This is a genomic window from Croceibacterium soli (assembly GCF_009828065.1).
Lineage (GTDB): Bacteria > Pseudomonadota > Alphaproteobacteria > Sphingomonadales > Sphingomonadaceae > Croceibacterium_B > Croceibacterium_B soli.
Genome location: NZ_WTYK01000005.1, coordinates 77,219 through 98,121, shown reverse-complemented (window position 1 = coordinate 98,121; position 20,903 = coordinate 77,219). Strand labels below are relative to the sequence as shown.

Annotated in this window: 29 protein-coding genes; 19 read left to right on the top strand and 10 right to left on the bottom strand. The window is 67.3% G+C overall.

Annotated features, from left to right (window positions below; genetic code table 11):
- Positions 1-61: 61 nt before the first annotated feature.
- Positions 62-205 (top strand): hypothetical protein, encoded by a 144-nt coding sequence (locus tag GRI75_RS09920; protein ID WP_160746820.1) that lies wholly within the window; start codon positions 62-64, stop codon positions 203-205.
- Position 206: 1 nt separating this feature from the next.
- Here GRI75_RS09920 and gmk read toward each other — a convergent pair whose 3' ends face one another.
- The 3 genes from gmk to GRI75_RS09905 form a co-directional block, all read right to left on the bottom strand.
- Positions 207-857 carry a guanylate kinase gene (gmk, locus tag GRI75_RS09915; RefSeq protein WP_160746819.1) on the bottom strand — a complete coding sequence of 217 codons (651 nt, stop codon included), beginning with the start codon at positions 855-857 and terminating at the stop codon, positions 207-209.
- A gap of 65 nt (positions 858-922) precedes the next feature.
- Positions 923-1,351 carry a hypothetical protein gene (locus tag GRI75_RS09910; RefSeq protein WP_160746818.1) on the bottom strand — a complete coding sequence of 143 codons (429 nt, stop codon included), beginning with the start codon at positions 1,349-1,351 and terminating at the stop codon, positions 923-925.
- 33 nt (positions 1,352-1,384) lie between these two features.
- Positions 1,385-1,900, bottom strand: a complete 516-nt coding sequence (locus tag GRI75_RS09905) for an SspB family protein (protein ID WP_160746817.1) — start codon at positions 1,898-1,900, stop codon at positions 1,385-1,387.
- Between the two features lie 96 nt (positions 1,901-1,996).
- Between GRI75_RS09905 and hisB the strand changes: the two genes are divergently transcribed.
- The 15 genes from hisB (at position 1,997) to pal (ending at position 12,827) form a co-directional block, all read left to right on the top strand.
- On the top strand, positions 1,997-2,590 hold the full coding sequence (gene hisB, locus GRI75_RS09900; protein ID WP_160746816.1) for an imidazoleglycerol-phosphate dehydratase HisB: 594 nt from the start codon (positions 1,997-1,999) through the stop codon (positions 2,588-2,590).
- Positions 2,583-3,212: an imidazole glycerol phosphate synthase subunit HisH gene (gene hisH / locus GRI75_RS09895; protein WP_160746815.1), complete on the top strand. Its 630-nt coding sequence runs from the start codon at positions 2,583-2,585 to the stop codon at positions 3,210-3,212. Before hisB ends, hisH begins: the two co-directional genes overlap by 8 nt.
- Before the next feature lie 264 nt (positions 3,213-3,476).
- Positions 3,477-4,244 (top strand): SDR family oxidoreductase, encoded by a 768-nt coding sequence (locus GRI75_RS09890; protein WP_160746814.1) that lies wholly within the window; start codon positions 3,477-3,479, stop codon positions 4,242-4,244.
- A gap of 3 nt (positions 4,245-4,247) precedes the next feature.
- A complete protein-coding gene (locus GRI75_RS09885; protein ID WP_407925142.1) occupies positions 4,248-5,429 on the top strand; it encodes a glycoside hydrolase family 130 protein in 1,182 nt (393 codons plus the stop codon).
- A 61-nt stretch (positions 5,430-5,490) separates the two neighbouring features.
- Positions 5,491-6,219, top strand: coding sequence for a 1-(5-phosphoribosyl)-5-[(5-phosphoribosylamino)methylideneamino]imidazole-4-carboxamide isomerase (gene hisA, locus GRI75_RS09880; RefSeq protein ID WP_160746813.1), 729 nt, complete (start codon positions 5,491-5,493; stop codon positions 6,217-6,219).
- A 163-nt stretch (positions 6,220-6,382) separates the two neighbouring features.
- Positions 6,383-7,141 (top strand): imidazole glycerol phosphate synthase subunit HisF, encoded by a 759-nt coding sequence (gene hisF, locus GRI75_RS09875; protein ID WP_160746812.1) that lies wholly within the window; start codon positions 6,383-6,385, stop codon positions 7,139-7,141.
- A gap of 69 nt (positions 7,142-7,210) precedes the next feature.
- Positions 7,211-7,393 carry a hypothetical protein gene (locus tag GRI75_RS09870; RefSeq protein WP_160746811.1) on the top strand — a complete coding sequence of 61 codons (183 nt, stop codon included), beginning with the start codon at positions 7,211-7,213 and terminating at the stop codon, positions 7,391-7,393.
- A gap of 34 nt (positions 7,394-7,427) precedes the next feature.
- The gene (locus GRI75_RS09865) at positions 7,428-7,742 is read left to right on the top strand and encodes a phosphoribosyl-ATP diphosphatase (protein ID WP_160746810.1); all 315 of its coding nucleotides are present in this window, start codon (positions 7,428-7,430) and stop codon (positions 7,740-7,742) included.
- Complete coding sequence (locus GRI75_RS09860; RefSeq protein ID WP_160746809.1) at positions 7,742-8,122, top strand: histidine triad nucleotide-binding protein; 381 nt, start codon at positions 7,742-7,744, stop codon at positions 8,120-8,122. Before GRI75_RS09865 ends, GRI75_RS09860 begins: the two co-directional genes overlap by 1 nt.
- Before the next feature lie 60 nt (positions 8,123-8,182).
- Positions 8,183-8,641 (top strand): YbgC/FadM family acyl-CoA thioesterase, encoded by a 459-nt coding sequence (locus GRI75_RS09855; protein ID WP_160746808.1) that lies wholly within the window; start codon positions 8,183-8,185, stop codon positions 8,639-8,641.
- Entirely contained in the window at positions 8,638-9,351 is a 714-nt protein-coding gene (gene tolQ / locus GRI75_RS09850; RefSeq protein WP_160746807.1) for a protein TolQ, read from the top strand. Before GRI75_RS09855 ends, tolQ begins: the two co-directional genes overlap by 4 nt.
- 190 nt (positions 9,352-9,541) lie before the next feature.
- On the top strand, positions 9,542-9,982 hold the full coding sequence (locus tag GRI75_RS09845) for an ExbD/TolR family protein (RefSeq protein WP_328597967.1): 441 nt from the start codon (positions 9,542-9,544) through the stop codon (positions 9,980-9,982).
- 11 nt (positions 9,983-9,993) lie between these two features.
- The gene (locus GRI75_RS09840) at positions 9,994-10,857 is read left to right on the top strand and encodes an energy transducer TonB (RefSeq protein ID WP_160746950.1); all 864 of its coding nucleotides are present in this window, start codon (positions 9,994-9,996) and stop codon (positions 10,855-10,857) included.
- Positions 10,857-12,248, top strand: coding sequence for a Tol-Pal system beta propeller repeat protein TolB (gene tolB / locus GRI75_RS09835; RefSeq protein WP_160746806.1), 1,392 nt, complete (start codon positions 10,857-10,859; stop codon positions 12,246-12,248). Before GRI75_RS09840 ends, tolB begins: the two co-directional genes overlap by 1 nt.
- Before the next feature lie 69 nt (positions 12,249-12,317).
- Entirely contained in the window at positions 12,318-12,827 is a 510-nt protein-coding gene (pal, locus tag GRI75_RS09830) for a peptidoglycan-associated lipoprotein Pal (RefSeq protein ID WP_160746805.1), read from the top strand.
- A gap of 22 nt (positions 12,828-12,849) precedes the next feature.
- Here pal and GRI75_RS09825 read toward each other — a convergent pair whose 3' ends face one another.
- On the bottom strand, positions 12,850-13,002 hold the full coding sequence (locus GRI75_RS09825) for a hypothetical protein (RefSeq protein ID WP_160746804.1): 153 nt from the start codon (positions 13,000-13,002) through the stop codon (positions 12,850-12,852).
- Between the two features lie 141 nt (positions 13,003-13,143).
- Between GRI75_RS09825 and GRI75_RS09820 the strand changes: the two genes are divergently transcribed.
- Entirely contained in the window at positions 13,144-13,677 is a 534-nt protein-coding gene (locus GRI75_RS09820) for a J domain-containing protein (protein WP_160746803.1), read from the top strand.
- 482 nt (positions 13,678-14,159) lie between these two features.
- On the opposite strand, the gene GRI75_RS09815 is transcribed toward GRI75_RS09820, so the two are convergent.
- From GRI75_RS09815 to pdeM, 4 genes are all read right to left on the bottom strand, one after another.
- Positions 14,160-15,470, bottom strand: coding sequence for a cystathionine gamma-synthase family protein (locus GRI75_RS09815; RefSeq protein WP_160746802.1), 1,311 nt, complete (start codon positions 15,468-15,470; stop codon positions 14,160-14,162).
- Positions 15,471-15,572: 102 nt separating this feature from the next.
- A complete protein-coding gene (locus GRI75_RS09810) occupies positions 15,573-15,770 on the bottom strand; it encodes a hypothetical protein (protein WP_160746801.1) in 198 nt (65 codons plus the stop codon).
- A gap of 199 nt (positions 15,771-15,969) precedes the next feature.
- Positions 15,970-16,491, bottom strand: coding sequence for a translation initiation factor IF-3 (gene infC, locus GRI75_RS09805; protein WP_160746800.1), 522 nt, complete (start codon positions 16,489-16,491; stop codon positions 15,970-15,972).
- Positions 16,492-16,600: 109 nt separating this feature from the next.
- Positions 16,601-17,311: a ligase-associated DNA damage response endonuclease PdeM gene (gene pdeM, locus GRI75_RS09800; RefSeq protein WP_160746799.1), complete on the bottom strand. Its 711-nt coding sequence runs from the start codon at positions 17,309-17,311 to the stop codon at positions 16,601-16,603.
- Positions 17,312-17,476: 165 nt separating this feature from the next.
- Here pdeM and hemF point away from each other — a divergent pair, with 165 nt between their 5' ends.
- Complete coding sequence (hemF, locus tag GRI75_RS09795) at positions 17,477-18,334, top strand: oxygen-dependent coproporphyrinogen oxidase (protein WP_160746798.1); 858 nt, start codon at positions 17,477-17,479, stop codon at positions 18,332-18,334.
- On the opposite strand, the gene GRI75_RS09790 is transcribed toward hemF, so the two are convergent.
- Together GRI75_RS09790 and GRI75_RS09785 are read right to left on the bottom strand one after the other, a co-directional pair.
- On the bottom strand, positions 18,331-18,627 hold the full coding sequence (locus GRI75_RS09790) for a type II toxin-antitoxin system RelE/ParE family toxin (RefSeq protein WP_160746797.1): 297 nt from the start codon (positions 18,625-18,627) through the stop codon (positions 18,331-18,333). The two genes, hemF and GRI75_RS09790, sit on opposite strands and share 4 nt — an antisense overlap.
- The gene (locus tag GRI75_RS09785) at positions 18,624-18,893 is read right to left on the bottom strand and encodes a type II toxin-antitoxin system ParD family antitoxin (RefSeq protein WP_160746796.1); all 270 of its coding nucleotides are present in this window, start codon (positions 18,891-18,893) and stop codon (positions 18,624-18,626) included. The genes GRI75_RS09790 and GRI75_RS09785 overlap by 4 nt, the downstream gene beginning before the upstream one ends.
- A 111-nt stretch (positions 18,894-19,004) precedes the next feature.
- On the opposite strand from GRI75_RS09785, the gene GRI75_RS09780 reads away from it, so the two are divergent.
- Positions 19,005-20,900 carry a M1 family metallopeptidase gene (locus GRI75_RS09780; protein ID WP_160746795.1) on the top strand — a complete coding sequence of 632 codons (1,896 nt, stop codon included), beginning with the start codon at positions 19,005-19,007 and terminating at the stop codon, positions 20,898-20,900.
- Positions 20,901-20,903 lie beyond the last annotated feature (3 nt).

Genomic DNA, 20,903 nt, shown 5'->3' with positions numbered 1-20,903 from the left:
CTATCCCGGCCGCAACCATTTCCGAACGCTGCGCATTTTGCCAGCATTCAGGGTCGCAAAAATGGAAGCTCGACTGGTTATCGCGTATCTGCTGATTGCGGTCCTCGCGCTTGGCGCGCTGCTTCTGACGATGTACCTCGTCAAGAAGCAGAAGGCCCATCGGAAGATGATCCGCGGCCAGGGTGGTTACCGGAAGAAGGCTTAGGTCAGCGCATCAGGTTGCGCGCGAAGTCCACCAGGCCGGTCTGTCGTGCGCGGCGCAGGCGTTCGGCATCCAGGATCGCGCGGACTTTGCCGAAGCAGGCCTCCACGTCGTCGTTGATCACCACGTAGTCGTACCCGTCCCAATGGCTGATCTCGGCCTTGGCGCGGGCCATGCGCCCCTCGATCACCTCTTCGCTGTCGGTCCCGCGGCCGCGCAGGCGCTGTTCCAGTTCCTCGATGCTCGGCGGCAGCAGGAACACCCGAACCACGTCGGTCTCCATCCGCTGGTAGAGCTGCTGCGTGCCCTGCCAGTCGATGTCGAACAGGAAGTCCTGCCCTTCGCGCAGGCCGGCCTTGATCTGCGCTTTCGGCGTTCCGTAGCAGTTGCCGAAGACTTCGGCCCACTCGAGGAACTCGTTCGCCTCGACCATCGCATCGAACCGGGCGCGGTCGGCGAACTGGTAGTCGCGGCCCTCGACCTCGCCGGGGCGCATCGGCCGCGTGGTGACGGAGACCGACATGGCGATCTCGTCGTCCTCGGCCAGGAGCCGGCGGGCGATCGTCGTCTTCCCCGCGCCGGAGGGGGAGGAGAGCACGAACATCAGCCCGCGCCGCTTGAGCGAATTGGAACCGGGAGTTTGCGAAGGAGCCATGCACGCTGTTGGCGCAGGCGGGCGGGCGAAATCAAGCCCCGCGGCGCCGCTTTGCGCAGCTACGCTCAGGCTTTTTCGGCCTGCTCCGCCAGCGCGCGATCGCCTTTGCGGATCGCCCTTCTTCGACCCACCGTCCGATCGAGCAGTGCCTTGCCGAGGATTCCGCCGCCAACCAGCATAGCTCCGGGGACCGAACCGGTCGCCACCCGCGCTGCCGCCGCGCTCAACAGGGTCTTTCCGAGCGTGCGGCCTTCCACGATCTCGTGGGCCTTCGCCGGATCGAAACGCGCGCCGAGCAGGCCCTTCTCGACGCTACGCCTGAACAGGCGCATGACAGTGCGCATCGCGATATCGGCGACGAGCAGGTTGGTCGCGGAGTTCGGGCTCGGTCCGGGCACCTTGCGGACGCCGCTCCGAGTCTTGGTCACCACCTTGCGAACGGCGCGGCCGCCGCGATCGGTCAGTTTCGCCGGCAGGTTGTGCTTCTCGGACATGGCCTCGCCCCTGAAGCGCGGCGGGCCGCGCGGTTACTTTTTGCGGCCGAAATCGACCGTGACGACGTTGGAGCCGTCGTCGGGAGCGGTAACGTCCGGCGTCGGTCCACGTTCCGGCCCGGCGCCCGGCGCATCGTTCTGCGCATCGTCGTGCTCGGGCGGGCCCGTGTCGCCACTGGCCGCCTGGAACTGCAGCCCGAAATCGACCGCCGGATCGACGAAGGCGGTGATCGCGGAGAACGGGATCTCCAGCTTCGCCGGCACCTGGTTGAACGACAAGCCGACGCTGAACCCGTCCTCGTCCACGATCAGGTCCCAGAACTTGTTCTGCAGGACGATGGTCATTTCGTCCGGGAACCGCTCGCGCAGGTTCTTCGGGATGGAAACGCCCGCTGCGCCCGTCTTGAACGTGATGTAGAAATGGTGCGCGCCCGGCAGTTCGCTGCCGTTGCTCACCACCTCGCGCAGCACGCGGCCGACCACGGCGCGCAAGGCTTCCTGCACGATCTCGTCGTAGGGGATCAGGCTGTCGGGCGTATCGTTACTCATATCAGTCGGATAGGTGGCGAGACGGCGCGTCGCGGTCAAGCAGGAACGTGTCGCGGGGAGTTGCCAGCGATGCGTTTCCGCCTATAGCGCAGGGCCATGCGCACGGGCCGGATCAGCCGCGACACGACCGAGACCAAGATTCTCGTCGAGGTGAACCTCGATGGGACGGGGGCGTACGACGTCTCCACCGGCATCGGTTTCCTCGATCACATGGTGGAACAGTTCAGCCGCCATTCGCTGATCGACGTCACCCTCAAGGTCGACGGCGACCTGCACATCGATCAGCACCACACGACCGAGGACAGCGCCATCGCGCTCGGCCAGGCGCTGTCGGACGCGCTGGGGGACAAAGCCGGCATCGGCCGCTACGGCACCGCCTACTCGCCGATGGACGAGACCCTGGCCCGCGTCGCGCTGGACATCTCCGGCCGCCCGTACCTCGTGTGGAAAGCCCGCTTCACGCAGGAGAAGCTCGGCGAATGGGACACCGAGCTGATCGAGCACTGGTTCCACTCGGTCGCCCAAGCTGCCGGCATCACGCTCCACATCCAGCTGCTCTACGGCCAGAACAATCATCACGTGTGCGAGGCGATCTACAAGGGCTTCGCCCGCGCCATGCGCCAGGCGGTCGAGCTCGACTTGCGCAAGGGCGGGGCGATCCCCTCGACGAAGGGCCAGCTCGGTGGCTGACGCCGTTGCGCTGATCGATTACGGCGCGGGCAATCTCCACTCGGTCCACAACGCGCTGAAGGCGGCCGGGGCGGAACGGGTTGCGGTTACCGCCGACCCGAACGCTGTGCGCGGCGCTCAGCGGATCGTGCTGCCGGGCGTCGGATCGTTCAAGGCCTGCGCGGAAGGGCTCGGGGCGATCTCCGGATTGGTCGAAGCGCTCGAGGAGCGGGTCCTGCAAGGCGGGGTGCCGTTCCTCGGCATCTGCGTCGGCATGCAGCTCATGGCGGAGCGGGGGCTGGAGCACGGCATCACTCCCGGGCTCGGCTGGATCGAAGGCCAGGTCGAACCGATCGAGCGGACCGATCCCGCGATCAAGATCCCGCACATGGGCTGGAACGACGTCTCCCCCCTGCCGCACCACGACGGTGCCGAACTGGTCGTGCCGGGCGAAGCCTATTTTCTCCATTCCTATCACTTCGTGCCCGACAACGGGCGCGAAATCGCCGCAATGACCGATCACGGCGGCGGGCTCGTCGCCGCCGTGGCGCGCGACAACCTGCTGGGGGTGCAGTTCCACCCGGAAAAGAGCCAGGCCTACGGGCTCGCACTGCTCGCGCGCTTCCTCGACTGGCGGCCCTAAGGGCGGGCTCGGGCCCATTCGTCCTTCGACAAGCTCAGGACGAACGGGTTGGGGGCGAATGGACCGGGACCCGTTCCGCTGATCTCATGACCCCACATCCCGTTCGTGGTGAGCTTGTGACCCCACATCCCGTTCGTGGTGAGCTTGTCGAACCACGACAGGCGCTCGCTCCACGGTCCCTCGCGAGGCGTCATACACGCACGAAGTTTGCAGGAACCGGGCGCTAGCCAGAACGTCTCCGCATCGAAAAAGGAGGCGATTTTCATGGCCGAGGCCGATCCCAAAAACTTGTCCGACGCACACACCGAGATGCCCTCGCTGAAGGGCCGCAAGGCGCTGATCACCGGCGGCACGACCGGCATAGGCCGGGCGATCGCGGTACTGCTCGCTGCGGAAGGCGCGAAAGTCTTCGTCTGCGGCCGCACGCCCGAGCATCTCGACGACGCGCTCGAGCGGATCCGCGAAGTGGGCGAGGGCGACGGGATCAACATCGATCTCACCCGGCAGGAAGATGTCGACCGCTTCGTGGAGGAGGCGGAAAGCTACCTCGGCGGCATCGACATCGCGGTGATCAACGCCGGGCTGCCGGCGGACGGCGTCGGCGACACCGAAGTCGACAAGATCCGCTACATCGTCGACACCAACCTCACCCACATGATGACAACCGCGCGGCGCGTGGTGGAGCGGATGGGGCCGGGCGGCGACATCCTGTTCATCGGCTCGATGTCGGCCGTGTCGCGCGGCGGGGAGTCGACCGTCTACGTCGCCACCAAGACCGGCGTGGAGGCCTTCGCCGAGGCGCTGCGCAAGGAGCTTGCCGAGAAGGATATCAAGGTCGGCAACATCGAGCCCGGCCTGGTCGGCACCGACATGCAGCTGCCGGAGATCCCGGTCGAAAAACAGCGCGAGATGATCCACCAGGCCAAGATGCTGCGCGCGGAGGACATCGCCGCTGCCGCGCACTTCTTCCTTTGCCAGCCCAGGCGGACCGTCGTGTCGCTGATGCGGGTCGAGCCGCGCATCAAGGATTAGATCATGGACGCCATGACCAGCAACAAGGGGGCAAGCACCTTCCCGGTCGATCAACTCGTTCTGTGCCCGGGCGATATTGACCTGTCACGCTCGCCGCTCGCAGGCCAGTTGGACTGCGAAACCTATGTTCTCGGCGCGTTCAATCCCGGGATGACGCAGCTCCCAAATGGGAACCTGCTGCTGATCGTCCGCGTCGCCGAAGCCCTGCGCAAGCCGATCTTCGATAATCACGTCCATGCGATCCGCTGGGATCCGCAGGAAGGCTACGTGCTCGACGCCTGGCCGCTCAACCTCGCCGACACCGCCGATCCGCGCAAGTTCCAGCTCCACGGCTATGGCTGGAAGGTCATGGCGCTGACTTCGCTCTCCTGGCTCCTGCCGGTGGAGGTCACGCCCGACGGTCTGGAGATCGTGCAGATCCACTACGACAAGGCGATCGCGCCCGCCGGCACCTGGCAGTGCTACGGGGTGGAAGACGCGCGGATCAGTAAAGTCGGCGATCGCTACCTGATGACCACCTGCTCGGTCAGCCCGGAACGGCACTCCACCACGCTCTACAGCTCCGACAACGCGCTCGACTGGACGTTCGAGGGCATCGTCCTCGACCACCAGAACAAGGACATGCTGATCTTCGAAGGGCTGATCGGCGGCAAGTACTGGGCGCAGACCCGCCCGCTCGGGGCGCTGTTCTTCGCCTATCCGCCGGACAGCCCCTGGCACGCAGGCCCGTCGATCAACATCGCCTCCAGCCCCGATGCGCTGCACTGGATGCCGCACATCGAACCGCACATCCGCCCGCATGCGGGGACGCCCTCAACCGCGCGGATCGGCGGCGGCACTCCGCCGATCCTGACCGAGATCGCCGGACAGCGCGGCTGGCTGTCGCTGTGGCACGGGGTCGAACCGCACGAGATCGTCGGCATTTATCGCACATACTGGTCGCTGCTCGATCCGGAGGAGCCGTGGAAAGTGATCGCCACCAGCCACCCTCCGCTGATGGAGGCGAACGCGGAACTCACCCGGCCGCTGGACGACTTGATGTACGTCCGCGACGTCGTGTTCTCGACCGGGATCGTTGATGCGGGTGATCACTTCATCGTCGCCAGCGGAGAGGCGGACCTTGCCTGCCGCATCACGCACATCCCCAAGGACATGTTCGTGCCTTCGAAAGGCGGGACGGAGTAGCGCCGCCGCCACCGGGAGGTTGGTGATTGCGAAACCCGGTCCGCCGCATTACCGCGCGGCGATGATCGTATTCCCCGCCATCGACCTCAAGAGCGGCCAGGTCGTGCGCCTCGCCGAAGGCGACATGGACCGCGCCACCGTCTACGGCGACGACCCCGCCGCCCAGGCCCTGCTGTTCGCCGAAGCCGGCGCGCAGCACCTCCACGTGGTCGATCTCGACGGCTCGTTCGCCGGCCGTGCCGAGAACCGCGCGGCGGTCGAGGCGATCATCGAAGCCTTCCCCGGCTACGTGCAGCTCGGCGGCGGCATCCGCACGCCGGAAGCGGTCGAAGGCTGGTTCGACCTCGGTGTCGCCCGCGTGGTGATGGGCACCGCCGCGCTGAAGGACCCGCAGTTCGTCAAGGACATGGCGCGCGAGTTTCCCGGCGGCATTGTCGTCGCCGTCGACGCCCGCGACGGAATGGTCGCCACCGAGGGCTGGGCCGAACTGTCCGACGTGCCGGTGACGGACATGGCCCGCCGCTTCGAAGACGCCGGCGTCGCCAGCCTCCTGTTCACCGACATCGGCCGCGACGGCATGCTCAAGGGCTGCAACATCGAAGCGACCGTCGATCTCGCCCGGCGCACCGATCTGCCGGTGATCGCCAGCGGCGGCGTAAAGGGCCTCGACGACATCCGCATGCTCGCACTGCATGCTGACGACGGCATCGAAGGGGTGATCACCGGCCGCGCGCTTTACGACGGCCGGCTGGACCTCACCGCCGCGATCCAGATGGCAGGGCGCGGGTGAGCGCCGCGAGGAACCCGATCCTCCCCGGCACGGGGAGGGGGACCAGCCCCGGACTTGTTCCGGGGATGGTGGAGGGGGCCCGCCGCACGCGCTGCGCCAGATGGCGGGCCCCCTCCACCACCGCCTTCGGCGGCGGTCCCCCTCCCCGTGCCGGGGAGGATTTATGACCGTCCGCATCCGGGTCATCCCTTGCCTCGATGTGGCCGAGGGCCGCGTGGTCAAAGGCGTCAACTTCGTCGACTTGCGCGACGCCGGCGACCCGGTCGAACAGGCGCAGGCTTACGACAAGGCCGGCGCGGACGAGCTGTGCTTCCTCGACATCTCCGCGACCCACGAAGGCCGCGGCACCCTGCTCGACATCGTCCGGCGCACTGCGGAAGTCTGCTTCATGCCGCTGACGGTCGGCGGCGGCGTCCGGACGGTGGACGACGCCCGCGCGCTGCTGCTCGCCGGCGCGGACAAAGTGGCGGTCAACAGCGCCGCCGTCGCCCGTCCGGAGGTCGTGTCCGACATCGCCGCCCGCATGGGCAGCCAGTGCGTCGTCGCCTCGGTCGACGCGAGGTGGAGCCACGATCACTGGGAGATCTTCACCCACGGCGGCCGGCGAGCGACCGGCATCGATGCCGTCGAACACGCCGTCAGGCTCGCCGAACTGGGCGCGGGCGAGCTGCTCGTCACCTCGATGGACGGCGACGGCACCCAGCGCGGCTACGACCTCAAGCTCACGCGCGCGATCGCCGACTCGGTCTCGATACCGGTCGTCGCGAGCGGCGGCGTCGGCACGCTGGAGCATCTCGTCGAAGGCGTCAGGGAAGGGCATGCCAGCGCCGTCCTCGCCGCCTCGATCTTCCATTTCGGCACTTACAGCATCGCCGAAGCGCACGCCGCGCTGAGGGCCGCGGGCCTGCCGGCGCGGGGCTGATGGTCCCGGTACGGGACGTTCATCTTTGCCCGCTTGCGGCCGCCGCCCGGCGGGACAAAGGCCGGGTGCATGGTCGCCCGCATCCTCATCCCGCTCTGGCTGTTTCTTTCCGCCGCGCCGGTCCTGGCCGGCGAGGGCTCGCAAGTGCCCGAAGGATCGCAGCTGACCCTGTTCGCTCTCGGCATCCTCGGCGTGATCGTCGGCCGCCGCGCCTCGATGCGCCGGCCGGACAAGGATCGCGAGCAGGATTGACGCGGCGCGTCCCGCTGCGCCATGCCGGGCGCGCATGGACACGCTGACCCGCCTCGAAGCCACGATCGCCCGGCGCCGCTCGGCGTCTCCCGAACAGAGCTACGTCGCGCAGCTGCGCGCCCGCGGCCTTCCGGTCATCGCCCGCAAGCTCGGCGAAGAAGCGGTCGAGGCGGTGATCGCCGCCCTCTCCGGCACGCGCGAGGAACTGACCGGCGAAGCGGCCGATCTGCTCTTCCACCTGCTCGTGCTGCTGCAGGAGAAGGATATCCCGCTCGCCGACGTGCTCGCCGAGCTCGACCAGCGGGAAGGCGTGTCCGGCATCGACGAGAAAGCCTCGAGGGGAGCCTGATGCCGATCGATCCGACCCTGCCGTACGATCGCGAGAACGTGTTCGCGAAGATCCTGCGCGGGGAGATCCCGTGCAACAAGGTCTACGAGGACGAATGGGCGCTCGCCTTCCACGACATCGCCCCGCAGGCGCCGGTGCATATCCTGGTCGTTCCCAAGGGCGAATGGGTCAGCTGGGACGATTTCTCCGCTCGTGCCGAGCCGGAGGAGATTGCCGGCTTCATCCGCGCCGTGGGCCATGTCGCCCGCGAGCAGGGGCTGGTCGATCCCGGTTACCGGCTGCTCGCCAACGTCGGCCGCCACGGGGGACAGGAAGTGCCGCATCTGCACGTGCATTTGTTCGGCGGCGCTCCGCTGGGGCGGATGATCGCGGCTTCGTAACCGTTCGGCCCGCTTGGCACTTGCCGCGCGACTCGGCGATTCGTAAGGCAGCGTTCATATATGGCGCGCCATCCAAAACCATCCTCCGGGCTCCTGGAGGGCCCGCAGCACTGGTTCCCTGTGCGTGTCTACTACGAGGATACCGATCTGTCCGGCATCGTCTACCATGCCAATTATCTGAAATGGTTCGAGCGGGCCCGTTCCGACCTGCTGCGTCTGCTCGGCATAGACCAGCGCGCGGCTGTCGAGGCAGGCGAGGGCGCCTATGCCGTCGCCGACCTGGCAATCCGCTATGCCGCGCCGGCCAAGCTCGACGATGATATCGTCATTTCCACGCGGCCGGTCGAACTTCGTGCCGCGTCCTGCCGCCTGCACCAGAAGGCGCTGCGAGGGGAGGATCTGCTCGCCGAGGCACAATTGCGCGTCGGCTTCGTTGGGCCGGATGGACGGCCGCGGCGTCAGCCCGATCCCTGGCGCACAGCATTTGCAACATTTATGGGTGATACGAAATCAGCATGACAACCGTCTCCCTCCTCGCAGCCGCCACCGCGGCTGCGCCGACCCGGCTCGACCCCCTGCAGCTGTTCCGCGACGCCGACATTGTCGTGCAGATCGTGATCGTCGGACTGGTCCTGGCCAGCATCTGGGTCTGGGCGATCATCGTCAGCTTCTCCCTGCGGATGGGCAAGGTCTCCCGCCGCAGCGCCGCGTTCGAGCGCGAATTCCTGCTGGCCAAGGAGCCTGAGACGCTGCTCGAAGGTCGGCGCCGGCAGGACGTGCCGTCGGCCCGCGTTGCCGCCGCGGGTCTGAGCGAGTTGCAGCACTCGACCGGAGCAGGCGGCCGCGTGGCCGATCGCGAAGGCACCCGGTCGCGCGTGGCGCTGGCGATGGAAGGGCAAGTCGCGACGGAAGCGGACTCCCTTGCCGAACGTCTCAACTTTCTCGCCACCACCGGCTCGGTCGCGCCGTTCGTGGGGCTGTTCGGCACCGTCTGGGGCATTATGAACAGCTTCTTCCAGATCGGCGAGCAGCAGAACTCCTCGCTCGCGGTCGTCGCTCCCGGCATCTCCGAAGCGCTGTTCGCCACCGCCATCGGCCTGTTCGCCGCCATCCCGGCCGTCATCGCCTACAACCGCTTCAGCCACCGGGTGAACGCGTTCGAGGCGCGCATGCAGCGCTTCGCAGACCGGGTGCACGCCCAGATCAGCCGCGAGCTGGAGGGCCAGTGATGGAGCGTCTGCAGCAAATCCTCCCCGGAACGGGGAGGTGGCGCCGGCCCCTTCGACGCCGCCTGCGGCGTCGCTCTGGACAAGCTCCGGCCGGTGACGGAGGGGGCCCAGCGCAACCTCTGATGTTCCGCCGGGCCCCCTCCACCATCCTGCGGATGGTCCCCCTCCCCGTGCCGGGGAGGAGCTAGTCGTGGCGATGGGCCTTCAGTCCTCCGGGCGCGGACGTTCGAAGCGGCGCACGCCGATGGCGGAGATCAACGTCACGCCGTTCGTGGACGTCATGCTGGTGCTGCTGATCATCTTCATGGTCACCGCGCCGATGCTGGCGAGCGCCGTGCCGATCGAGCTGCCGGACAGCCGCGCCAACGCGCTGGACCAGGAACCGGACCAGATCACCATCGCGGTGGACCGCGAAGGGTTCATCTACGTGGACGATCTCGTGGTCGAACGCGGCAGCTTCCCCAACGAAGTCGAGCAGCTCGGCTGCGGGACCGCCGATGCGCCCTTGATCACGCTGCGGGCCGACCGCGTGCTCGATTACGGGCGGGTCATGGCCGTGATGGGCGAGCTCAACCGTGCCGGGTGCAACCGCATTTCTCTGGTCACCCAGGGTTCAGCCGAGGCTCCATAGCCGTGGCGGTGATGGCACCATTCGCTCATCTCAGGCGCGAAGAGCGCGTCGGGCTTGGCGTGGCCGCGGTTGCCCATGTCGCGCTCGTGGCCGCGCTGGTGTTCAACGTCCGCGACGAGCCTACGCGCCTGCCTATCCCGGAGCGGATGGAAGTCAGCCTGGCGAGCGAGGTGAGCCTGGAATCGACGGCGCCCGATCCGTCCGCCGAGCCGCAGGCCGCTATCGCCCCGGTGCTGGCGCCGGAGCCCGCGCCGCCTGAACCGGAGGTCCAGCCGCAGCCGCCGCAGCCTCGCCCGGAGCCGGTGATCGAGCGGCCGGTCGAGCGGGTGCAGCCCGCACCGCGCCCGACACGCCAGCCTACCGTCACGCGCACCCCCGCTCCGCGGCCGGCCGCTTCCGCGCGGCCCGCGCCGGCGCCGACCTCCAGGGCGACCCCGCGGCCCGAGCCGCGTCCGACCCAGGCAACCCGATCCGGCGGCAGCCGTCTGGGCGACGACTTCCTCGAAGGCGTGGGCGGCAGCGAGCGCAGCGAGAGCCGCGGCACGCCCGCGGCGCGCGCCGGGCCGGCCGAGCAGGCCTCGATCACATCTGCAATCATCCGCCAGATCAAGCCGCACTGGAACGCGCCGCAAGGCGTCGACGCGGAAAAGCTTGTCACGATCCTGAGTTGGGAGCTCAATCCCGACGGCAGCCTGAAAGGGCGGCCCCGGGTTGTGGACCAGCAGGGCATCAACGATTCCAACCGCCCGCAGGCGCCGCTCCATGCCGAGCGGGCGATCCGCGCCGTGCAACTGGCGGCGCCGTTCAATCTGCCCGATGAATTTTACGACGCGTGGAAGTCCGTGCGCGGCGCTCGTTTCGATAGGAACCTGTGATGAAGCATTATCTCCTTCTCGCCATTGCCGCCCTGGTGTCGGCCCCGGCCGCCGCGCAAGCGCCCCAGCCGCAGCCGCAGCCGCAGCAGCCCGCTCCGGCACAGCCTGCCGGAGAGGACCAGGGCGGCCTGACTTTCACCGTCACGGACGAAAGCGCGTGGCAGGATCTCGGCATCGCCATCCCCACCTTCGCGACCGACCGCGACCAGCCGACCCCGGCGAACTCGCAGGGCACCGGTGCGCTCGGGCACGAGCTCGCGCGGGTCGTGTTCAACGACCTGCGCAACAACGGCCTGTTCCGCCCTGTCGGGCCGGACTCCCTGCCGCGCCCGAGCTATCCGCAGATCACCGCGCCGGCGTTCGATACCTGGCGCGGCCGCAGCGCCGAGATGCTGGTCCAGGGCTATGTCCGCGCTGCGGGAGACGGGCGCCTGACCGTCGGCTGCTACCTCTACGACGTCGCGCTGGGCAGCGAGCTGGCGCGCGCCGGCTGGGTGGTCCAGCCCGCCGAGTGGCGCCGGGCCGCGCACAAGTGCGCCGACCTCGTCTACTCGCGCCTGTCCGGCGAAAGCCCGTTCTTCGATTCCAAGATCGCCTATATCGCCGAAACCGGGCCGAAGAACGCCCGCGTGAAGCGCCTGGCGATCATGGACTCCGACGGCGCCAACCACCGCTTCATCACCAACGGGCAGTCGACCGCGCTGACGCCGCGCTATTCGCCCGACTATTCGAAGATCGTCTACCTCAGCTACCTCAACGGCAATCCGCGGATCTACGTCTACGACATCGGCAGCGGCCGGCAGAACCTGGTGACCGAGAGCACGAACCCGACGTTCGCGCCGCGCTGGTCGCCCGATGGTCGCACGATCCTCTATTCGATGGCGGTCGCCGGCAACACCGACATCTACTCGGTCCCGGCGACCGGCGGGCGCAGCACACGGCTGACCAACACGCCCGGCATCGACGTCGGCGGTTCCTATTCGCCCGACGGCAGCCGGATCGTGTTCGAGAGCGACCGTTCGGGCAGCCAGCAGATCTACATCATGAACGCCGACGGATCGGACCAGCGCCGCATCAGCTTCTTCGGCGGCCGCGCGGCCACGCCCGAATGGAGCCCGCGCGGCGACCTGATCGCCTTCACCCATATCGGCGGAGGCTTCCGCGTGGCGGTGATGAACCCGTCGGGCGGCGGGTTGCGCCATCTCACCAACGGCTGGCAGGACGAGGCGCCGACCTGGAGCCCCAACGGCCGCATCGTGCAGTTCTTCCGCACGGAGCGGGGCTCGGGCGACGCCACGATCTGGCAGGTCGATTTGACAGGACGTAACGAACGGCGTCTCGCAACGCCGGTCGGAGCATCGGATCCGGCTTGGGGACCGGTATTGCCATAAGCGCGTTGTCCCTCTCGGGGCCCCGCGTGGGCTCTGCGCGGCGCGATATAACAAGAAGGAGATTCAGAGATGAACCGTCTCGCCATTACCCTCATCGCCACCAGCGCGCTGGCCCTGTCGGCCTGCGCCAAGAAGGCGCCCGAGCAGTTGCCGCCGGCCCCGCAGCCGACCGATAGCGTGACGCCCGCGCCCACCGGCCCGGCCGGTGCGCTTCCCGGCACGCAGGCGCACTTCAAGTCGGTGATCGGCACGCAGGACACGATCTACTTCGATACCGACAAGTACGACATCGACAGCCAGGATGCCGCCGCCTTGCGCAGCCAGGCGCAGTACCTGCAGCAGTACGCGAACGCCCGCGCCACGATCGAAGGCCACGCGGACGAGCGCGGCACGCGCGACTACAACCTCGCCCTTGGCGAGCGGCGCGCCAACGCGGCGAAGAACTATCTCGTCAGCCTGGGCGTGCCTGCCGCCCGCGTGAACACGGTCAGCTATGGTAAGGAGCGCCCGGTCGCTCTCGGTTCGGACGAAGCATCGTGGGCGCAGAATCGGCGCGCCGTTACGATCGTGATGAACTAAGGCGCTTTCGCTCCGGGCTTCCTCAGAAGTCCGGCAGCGAGGCCTTGAACGCGGGCGCGGCGGCAAGGGTCGTCGCGCCCGTTTCGCTTTGGCGCGGCGCCTGGGGCGCAAACAGCACGAAAGCCGCCATCGCGAAGATGGAGAAGGCGGCGGAAACGGACAACTGCTTGCTCACGTCGAGACTCCTTGCCGCGCCCATATCGTGCGCTCCAGCCATATTGCAATGCAGCATTTGTCTCGAAGTGTCGCGGAATGGGCGCTTGGCAGGGCGGGGCCCGCATGCCACTTAAGGTGTAATGGAAATGGAAGTGCAGCCGTGAACCGACCGCGCCGCTCGATAGACTGGGGCTTCCCCCGCTGGCGCGGCTACGCGGGCGCTCGCGAGACCACGACCGTGCGCCTGTGCGACCGCCACGGCTGCGACGAGCCGGGGGACTGCCCCGCGCCCAAGGCCCCGAACAACCCCGACCGCTGGTACTTCTGCCAGCGCCACGCGGCGGAATACAACCGCAAGTGGGACTACTTCGAAGGCCTCGACAAGGAAGAGGCGGAAGCCCGCGCCCGCACCGAACGGCAGGCCAGCGCCGGCTATACCGAAGCGTCGCATTACGGCTGGGCGGGCTCCGGAGACGGCAGCCGCAGCAGCGACGAAATGCGCGCGCTCGAAGTGCTCGGCCTCGAAGCCGATGCCGATTTCGAAGCGATCAAGAAGGCCTGGCGCGCCAAGGCCAAGGAAGTCCACCCCGACGTGAACCCCGGCGACGAGGAAGCGGCAAAGCAGTTCCACGCCTGCAGCCTAGCCTACGAGGTGCTGCGCCAGGCCGAGGAACGCCGCCAGTGGCGCGGGTAGCGGCGCGAGCCAGCTAACCTTCCTGCCTCACCCCGTTCGTCCTGAGCTTGTCGAAGGACGCCAGCGGCATCTGAGGCCTTGCGCTAATCGTGGTTCGACAGGCTCACCACGAACGGATGTAGTGATGTCCAAGAGTCGGCCGCGCTGAGCTACACCCAATGTCCGTTCGCCCTGAGCTTGTCGAAGGGCGCAAGCGCAAGATGTCAGCCGTCGCACTGTCCGTGGTTCGACAAGCTCACCACGAACGGATGTGGTGACAAGCTCACCACGAACGGATGTGGTGTTGTCCAAGAGTAGGCGCGCGCTGAGCCACACCCCTTCCCGTTCGTCCTGAGCTTGTCGAAGGACGATAGCGCAAGATGTGAGGCGTCGCGCTGACGTGGTTCGACAAGCTCACCACGAACGGACGTGGGGGCTTACCCGGCCCGGCTCCGTTCGCCCTGAGCTTGTCGAAGGGCGCGGGCGCAATCTCCAGTGCAGGCCTAAACCGCCGCCAGCGCCTGGTCGAAATCGGCGATCAGGTCGTCCGCATCCTCGATCCCGATCGAGATGCGCACGAGGTTGTCGGTGATCCCGAGCTGGGCCCGGCGCTCGGGGGCGACGGAGAGGTGGGTCATCGCGGCAGGGTGGCTGGCGAGGGTCTCGGTGCCGCCGAGGCTGACCGCCAGCTTGGCCACCTTGAGCGTATCGAGGAAGCGGAAGCTTTCCGCCTCGCCGCCCCTGATGAACAGCGAGAACGTGCTGCCCGGCCCGGTGCAGTGGCGCTGGTAGATGTCCTTCTGCCGCGGGTCCTTGAGCAGGCCGAGGAACCCGACCCCTTCCACCTTGGGGTGAGCGTCGAGGAAGTCGCACACGCGGATCGCGTTCTCGGTCGCGCGCTGCATGCGGATCTCGAGCGTTTCCAGGCTGCGCAGCAGCATCCAGGCGGTGTTGGGATCGCAGATGCCGCCCATCGTGTTGCGCAGGCTGCGGACCGGATCCATCCACTTCTTCGCGCCCGAAACGCTTCCGGCCACGAGGTCCGAATGGCCGCCGGCGTACTTGGTCAGCGAATAGACGACGATGTCGGCGCCATGTCGCAAGGGGCTCTGCCACAGCGGCCCGAGAAAAGTGTTGTCGATCGCGATCGGCGTGCTGCCGGGATCGAGCGCGGCATCGCGCGCGTCGCGCACAGCTTCGATATCGACGAGAGCGTTGGTCGGATTGCCGGGGCTTTCCAGGTAGACCATCGCCACTTTGCCGCCCGTTTCCGAGGCCATATCTTTCGCCCTGGCGAGCACGGCGTCCAGTTCCTCGCGGGTCGCGCCGGCCGGGAAGTCGACGTAGCGCACCCCGAACTTGCCGAGCACCTTCGCAACGAAGCCTTCGCTGGCGGCGTAGAGCGGACCGGAATGGACGATCACGTCGCCCGCCCGGCAGTAAGCCATCATCAGCACGCAGATCGCGGTCATGCCGCTGGAGAACACCAGCGCGTCCTCAGCGCCGTCCCACACGCCCAGGCGATCCTCCAGGATCTCCTGGTTGGGGCCGTTGAACCGCGAGTAGACGAGGCCCTCGGCCCCACCTTCGCGCTTGCCGGTGATGCCTTCGAAGTGGCGCTTGCCGGCTTCCGCGCTCTCGAACACGAACGTGCTGGTGAGGAAGATCGGCGGCTTCAGGGAGCCTTCCGAAAGCACCGGGTCGTACCCGTGCCTCATCATCAGGGTGGAGGGCTTGAGCGCCCGCCCACCGATCGTGGTCACCTCCGGCTTGGGTTTGCGGCGCGGGGTGATCGGGTCGGCGGGATCGGTCATGATTTCACCTGTAACCGGACAGCGCGATGTGCGCCAGTCGGGTCGGCGCTCTCATGGGTCTGCAACAGATGGCGAGGGGGAAAGTGCCGGCGCGAAGCGCGGCTATTCGATGCGCCAGAGCTCGTCCTGCATCCGAGTCAGGCGGCCGAGACGCCGGCTGCCTTCCCAGAGCTCGACTGGCTCGTCGCCGCCTTCGCGCCGGGCGATTGAGAATGCGTCCGCCGGATCCTCCGCGTCGAAATCCAGGCGCTGCGGCTGCTGCCCGCGACCGCGCTTCATCAGCATCGTGAACGTTCGCATGGCTTGCTCTTTCGCAGGAGGGAGCAAGCGGACGGCTCTCGGCCAGGAGATGGTTGTCCGCGTCTACGGAGCACCACGGGCGCGAAGTGCGGATCGCCAGAAGCCGATCGATGAGTCGCCGCAGCCTCGCCCACTTCTATACCCGAAGTGGGCGACGACCGACAGCCAAATCATAGTCTTTCGGGGTAGTCCCGGCGCCTTACTTCGGCGCTAGCACCATCAGCATCTGCCGGCCTTCGAGCCGGGGATAGGCTTCGACCTTGGCGATCTCCGCCGTATCGTCCTGCACCCGCTTGAGCAGGTTCATGCCGAGTTCCTGGTGCGCCATTTCGCGGCCGCGGAAGCGCAAGGTCATCTTCACCTTGTCGCCTTCCTCGAGGAACTTGAACACGTTGCGCATCTTCACGTCGTAATCGTGCGTGTCGATGTTGGGACGCATCTTGATCTCTTTGATCTCCTGCGTCTTCTGTGTCTTGCGGGCGGCGTTGGCCTTCTTCTGCGCCTCGTACCGGTGCTTGCCGACGTCGAGGAACTTGCAGACGGGCGGGTCGGCGTTGGGCGAGACTTCGACCAGGTTCAGGCCGATGCCGGCCGCCTGTTCGATCGCTTCGCTGGTGTACATGACGCCGATATTCTCGCCGTTCTCGTCGATCACCCGGACTTTGTCCGATTGGATCATGTTATCGTAGCGCGGGCCGCTCTTTACGGGCGGGGTCATCATGCGCCGGGGGGGACGGGCTATGGGGCAGGCTCCTTGGATTGCCGTTGATTGAGGCGCTACTTAGGGCGATTCGCCGCCAAGTGCTAGGGGCTGGCGACAGGGAGTTGAGTCAGGCCGCCTTGCGCCACAGCGGGAAGGTCGCAAGCTGCCCGCGCGCCGGTACCACGGCATCGATCGCGGCGGCTGGCTGCAGCGCATCCAGAATCGCCGGATCGGCCGCATTCATGCCGCCGGTGAGCGCACCGAAAGCGGGCAGGATCATCCGCCCGCCGCCGTCTCCGCCGCTGCCGATCACCGCGCAAGGGCGGCGAATCGCCCGGTCGCGAACGCGGAGCTGCAGGCGGGGGTGGTAATGGCCCGACAGCTCCGGCCGCGTCTCGCCCTTCTTCGCCTGGTGGCGCAGCAGGAGCCCGGCGATCTCCAGTTCCTTCGCCAGCGTCCCGCCGGCGGCTGCTTCCATGGCTGAATCGTGGTTTCCGGTGATCCACACCCAGTCGGTCGCGCGGGTGAGGGCGGCGAGCATACCTGCGGCGTGCGGTTCCAGCCGCTCGGTTCCGGCGCTGTCGTGGAAGTTGTCGCCGAGGGTGTAGACCCGCCGCGCACCGGTCGCGCGGATCGCCAGCGCCAGCCGCTCCAGCGTCTCGCGGCTGTCGTAAGGTGGCAGCATCTGCCCGTGCTTGGCGTAGAAGCTGGCCTTCTCCAGATGAAGGTCGGCCACCAGCAGCGCCTGCTCCCGCGGCCAATAGAGCGCGCGCCCATCGACGAGCGCGAATTCTTCACCATTGAATTCGAGAGAGGGGGCGAACGAAAGGGGAACCATGCGCGCCCCTTGCCGTAGGGTAACGGCTTTGGCAAGGCTCCCAACCCCTTTCCCGTTCGCCCTGAGCTTGTCGAAGGGCCGTCCTTCCTTCTAGTGCGGCGCGGAAGACAAAGCGGTCCCCTTCGACAAGCTCAGGACGAACGGGGTTGAAAGGTTGTGAATGGCATGAACGACTGGAGCCCCCAAACCGAGCGCGCCCGCACGTGGTTCGAAAGCCTGCGCGACAGCATCTGCGCCGAGTTTGAAGCCATCGAGCGGGAGGCCGGCTCCGACGCCGCGTTCGAATACATCCCGTGGAATCGCGAGACCGAGGACGCCAGCGAAGGCGGCGGCGGCGTGCGCGGGGTGATGAAGGGCAAAGTGTTCGAGAAAGTCGGCGTCAACGTCTCGACCGTGCAGGGCGAATTCGCGCCCGGCTTCGCGCAGAGCGTGAACGGCGCGAGCGACGAGGATCCCGGCTTCACCGCCACCGGCATCAGCCTGGTCGCCCACATGGCGAACCCGCACGTGCCCGCGGTGCACATGAACACCCGCTTCCTCACCACCAGCAAGGCCTGGTTCGGAGGCGGCGCGGATCTCAACCCGCCGATCCCTTATGCGGAGGACACGGAGGAATTCCACGCCGCGTTCCGCGCCGCCTGCATGGCGCACAACCCGCTGTACTACGACCGCTTCAGCAAGTGGGCTGACGAGTACTTCTTCATCCCCCACCGCGGCGTGGCCCGCGGCGTGGGCGGGATCTTCTACGACCATCTCGAATGCCCTGACGACGCCGCGTGGGAACGCAACTTCGCCTTCACTCGCGATGTGGGCGAGGCGTTCCTCTCCGTCTTCCCGAAGATCGTCCGGCGCCGCGCGGAGCAGCCGTTCACAGCCGAGGAGAAGGCCGCGCAAAAGGAATGGCGCGGCCGTTACGTCGAGTTCAACCTGGTCTACGACCGCGGCACCCTGTTCGGCCTCAAGACCGGCGGCAACATCGACGCCATCCTGATGAGCCTCCCGCCCGAGGTGACCTGGGGTTAGTCCAGACCCAAATGTCGTCCGGCGTAAGCGACACGCAGGATTTCCACCCAGTCGGAATGGACCCGGTATGCGATCAGCGTGCGCCGTCTGAAAGGCACCGTACGGATACCGGGGCCGATGTCCTCGCGTGGGCGGCCTCTTGAAGGGAATGACGCGAGCTTGCCGGTGTGGCCCCTGATGGCCTCGATGAAGCCGATGGCGGTTCCCGGGTCGGCGGCATCGGCTATCCAGCGATAGATGGCAATCAGATCGCTTCGCGCATCGGATTGCCAGACAACCCTGTAATCTTTCACGACCCGGTGCGCTGCCGATGCAAGTCATCGAGGTGCGCGAAAACGTCTTCGTGCGGGATCAGCTCGCCTGGATCGGCCAGGGTTTCCTGCACCATCTTCTTGAGCATTTCATCGAGCGCGGCTTCCTCGCGCTCGAGCGCTCGCAAGCCAGCCCGCAGTACCTCGCTGGCGGAAGAATAGCGGCCGGATTCGACCCGCTCCCGGACCATGTCGCTTAGCGGACCCAGCGTAACTGTAACGGGCTTGGCGGATCGTGCAGCAGCCATATCGAAAATATATGACACTGTCACAGCGACCGCAAGCCCGCAATTCTTCATTGGCAGGTCAGGGAGGGATCGATAGTTCCCTCTGAAACGATCAGCTGCCGGAGTTTCTTCATGCGCCTTGCCGCCGCAACGCTCGCCCTGCTTCTCGCTTCCGCCTGCACCACGATCCCGGCCGCGCCACCGGCGGCGCAAGGCGCCGCGATGGTCTCGCCGATCCTGACAACGCCCGAAGCGCGTGACACCTCCACTTACGCTCAGCCGGAAGTGGCCCGCGTTACCCATGTGGCGCTCGACCTCGCCCTCGATTTTCAGGGCAAGCAGGTGGGCGGTACCGCGGTGCTCGACATCCTGGCGCGGCCGAACGCCAAGACCATCGTGCTGGACAGCGACGGGCTGCGGATCGCGCGGATCACCGATGAGGCGGGAAGGGAGCTGCCGTTCCGGGTCGGCGCAGCGGATGACGAGAAGGGCGCCCCGCTGACGATCGAGATCGGCCAGGCACGGCGCATCACCATCGCCTATCAGGCCAATCCGCAGGCGGGCGCGCTGCAGTGGCTCGCTCCCGAGCAGACGGCGGGCGGACGGCACCCGTTTCTGCTCAGCCAGGGCCAAGCGATCCTCAACCGGAGCTGGATCCCAACTCAGGACAGCCCCGGCATCCGCCAGACCTGGGAAGCGCGGATCACCGCCCCCAAGCCACTCGACGTGGTCATGTCCGGCATAAGCCAGGGGGAGCCGGAGGATCTTGGCGACCGGCGGGCCTTCCGCTTCAAGATGGACAAGCCGGTCCCGCCCTATCTGATCGCCATCGCGGCGGGAGACATCGACTTCCGCGCGCTCGGCCCGCGCACCGGTGTGTGGACCGAGCCGGCTATGCTCGACCGGGCGGCCGCCGAGCTGGTCGACACAGAGGCTATGGTGACTGCGGCCGAGGCGCTCTACGGCCCTTACCGCTGGGGCCGCTACGACATGATCGTCCTGCCGCCGGCGTTCCCGTACGGCGGGATGGAAAACCCGGTGATGACCTTCCTCACGCCGACGTTCATCGCCGGCGACCGTAGCCTGACAGGCCTCGTCGCGCACGAGCTGGCGCACTCCTGGTCGGGTAATCTGGTGACCAACTCCAACTGGCGCGATTCCTGGCTCAACGAAGGGGTCACGTCCTACTTCGAGGGGCGCATCACGGAGGAGATCTACGGCAAGGAGCGGGCCGAGCAGGAGGAAGCGCTGAGCTTCGCCACGGTCGAGGACGTCCTCGCCGAAGTCGGCCGCGACGATCCCGGCACCGCGCTGCACCAGCCCGACGGGGTCGAAAGCGCCGGCAGCGAGATCGTCTACGACAAGGGCGCGGCATTCCTGCGCACCGTCGAGCACATCGTCGGCCGCCAGCGTTTCGATGCCTGGCTGCGGAGCTGGTTCGACCGCCACGCCTTCCAGCCCGCGACATCGCAGATGCTGCTGGAGGACATGGAGCAGAACCTCGTGCGAGGTGACGCCGCCTTGGCGAGCAGGCTCAAGCTGCGCGAGTGGATCTTCGAGCCGGGGCTGCCTGACAACGTCGTCCGCCCCGACCCGCAGGCTTTCGCCGAAGTCGACGCTGCCGTGGAGGCTTACAAGGCCGGCGGCACGATTCCCTCGGGCGCCTGGTCCGGATGGACCACCGCCGAGCGCCAGCGCTTCCTCAAGAGCGTGCCGGACGACCGCAGCGCGCAGCAGCTCGCTGCGGTCGATACGGCGCTGGGCCTGTCCGGCACCGGCAACAACGAAGTGCTGTTCCTCTGGCTCGAGCTGGCGATGCAGAACCGCTATGAGCCCGCCGTGCCGCAGGTCGAGCGCTTCCTCTCGACCGTCGGCCGCACCAAGTTCGTCCGCCCGCTGTTCGAGGCGCTCATGGGCGAGGGGGAGTGGGGCCAGCCGATCGCGAGGCGGATCTATGCGGGGACGCGCGCGGGGTATCATGCGGTGACCCAGGCTGCGGTCGATAAGGTTGTGAACGGGGAGGGGTAGTGG

Bases quoted from the DNA above. Each gene is read 5' to 3' on its own strand.
- GRI75_RS09920 (WP_160746820.1), top strand. From the start codon at position 62: ATGGAAGCTCGACTGGTTATCGCGTATCTGCTGATTGCGGTCCTCGCG.
- gmk (WP_160746819.1), bottom strand. From the start codon at position 857: ATGGCTCCTTCGCAAACTCCCGGTTCCAATTCGCTCAAGCGGCGCGGG.
- GRI75_RS09910 (WP_160746818.1), bottom strand. From the start codon at position 1,351: ATGTCCGAGAAGCACAACCTGCCGGCGAAACTGACCGATCGCGGCGGC.
- GRI75_RS09905 (WP_160746817.1), bottom strand. From the start codon at position 1,900: ATGAGTAACGATACGCCCGACAGCCTGATCCCCTACGACGAGATCGTG.
- hisB (WP_160746816.1), top strand. From the start codon at position 1,997: ATGCGCACGGGCCGGATCAGCCGCGACACGACCGAGACCAAGATTCTC.
- GRI75_RS09890 (WP_160746814.1), top strand. From the start codon at position 3,477: ATGGCCGAGGCCGATCCCAAAAACTTGTCCGACGCACACACCGAGATG.
- GRI75_RS09885 (WP_407925142.1), top strand. From the start codon at position 4,248: ATGGACGCCATGACCAGCAACAAGGGGGCAAGCACCTTCCCGGTCGAT.
- hisA (WP_160746813.1), top strand. From the start codon at position 5,491: ATGATCGTATTCCCCGCCATCGACCTCAAGAGCGGCCAGGTCGTGCGC.
- hisF (WP_160746812.1), top strand. From the start codon at position 6,383: ATGACCGTCCGCATCCGGGTCATCCCTTGCCTCGATGTGGCCGAGGGC.
- GRI75_RS09870 (WP_160746811.1), top strand. From the start codon at position 7,211: ATGGTCGCCCGCATCCTCATCCCGCTCTGGCTGTTTCTTTCCGCCGCG.
- GRI75_RS09865 (WP_160746810.1), top strand. From the start codon at position 7,428: ATGGACACGCTGACCCGCCTCGAAGCCACGATCGCCCGGCGCCGCTCG.
- GRI75_RS09860 (WP_160746809.1), top strand. From the start codon at position 7,742: ATGCCGATCGATCCGACCCTGCCGTACGATCGCGAGAACGTGTTCGCG.
- GRI75_RS09855 (WP_160746808.1), top strand. From the start codon at position 8,183: ATGGCGCGCCATCCAAAACCATCCTCCGGGCTCCTGGAGGGCCCGCAG.
- tolQ (WP_160746807.1), top strand. From the start codon at position 8,638: ATGACAACCGTCTCCCTCCTCGCAGCCGCCACCGCGGCTGCGCCGACC.
- GRI75_RS09840 (WP_160746950.1), top strand. From the start codon at position 9,994: ATGGCACCATTCGCTCATCTCAGGCGCGAAGAGCGCGTCGGGCTTGGC.
- tolB (WP_160746806.1), top strand. From the start codon at position 10,857: ATGAAGCATTATCTCCTTCTCGCCATTGCCGCCCTGGTGTCGGCCCCG.
- pal (WP_160746805.1), top strand. From the start codon at position 12,318: ATGAACCGTCTCGCCATTACCCTCATCGCCACCAGCGCGCTGGCCCTG.
- GRI75_RS09815 (WP_160746802.1), bottom strand. From the start codon at position 15,470: ATGACCGATCCCGCCGACCCGATCACCCCGCGCCGCAAACCCAAGCCG.
- GRI75_RS09810 (WP_160746801.1), bottom strand. From the start codon at position 15,770: ATGCGAACGTTCACGATGCTGATGAAGCGCGGTCGCGGGCAGCAGCCG.
- infC (WP_160746800.1), bottom strand. From the start codon at position 16,491: ATGATGACCCCGCCCGTAAAGAGCGGCCCGCGCTACGATAACATGATC.
- pdeM (WP_160746799.1), bottom strand. From the start codon at position 17,311: ATGGTTCCCCTTTCGTTCGCCCCCTCTCTCGAATTCAATGGTGAAGAA.
- hemF (WP_160746798.1), top strand. From the start codon at position 17,477: ATGAACGACTGGAGCCCCCAAACCGAGCGCGCCCGCACGTGGTTCGAA.
- GRI75_RS09785 (WP_160746796.1), bottom strand. From the start codon at position 18,893: ATGGCTGCTGCACGATCCGCCAAGCCCGTTACAGTTACGCTGGGTCCG.
- GRI75_RS09780 (WP_160746795.1), top strand. From the start codon at position 19,005: ATGCGCCTTGCCGCCGCAACGCTCGCCCTGCTTCTCGCTTCCGCCTGC.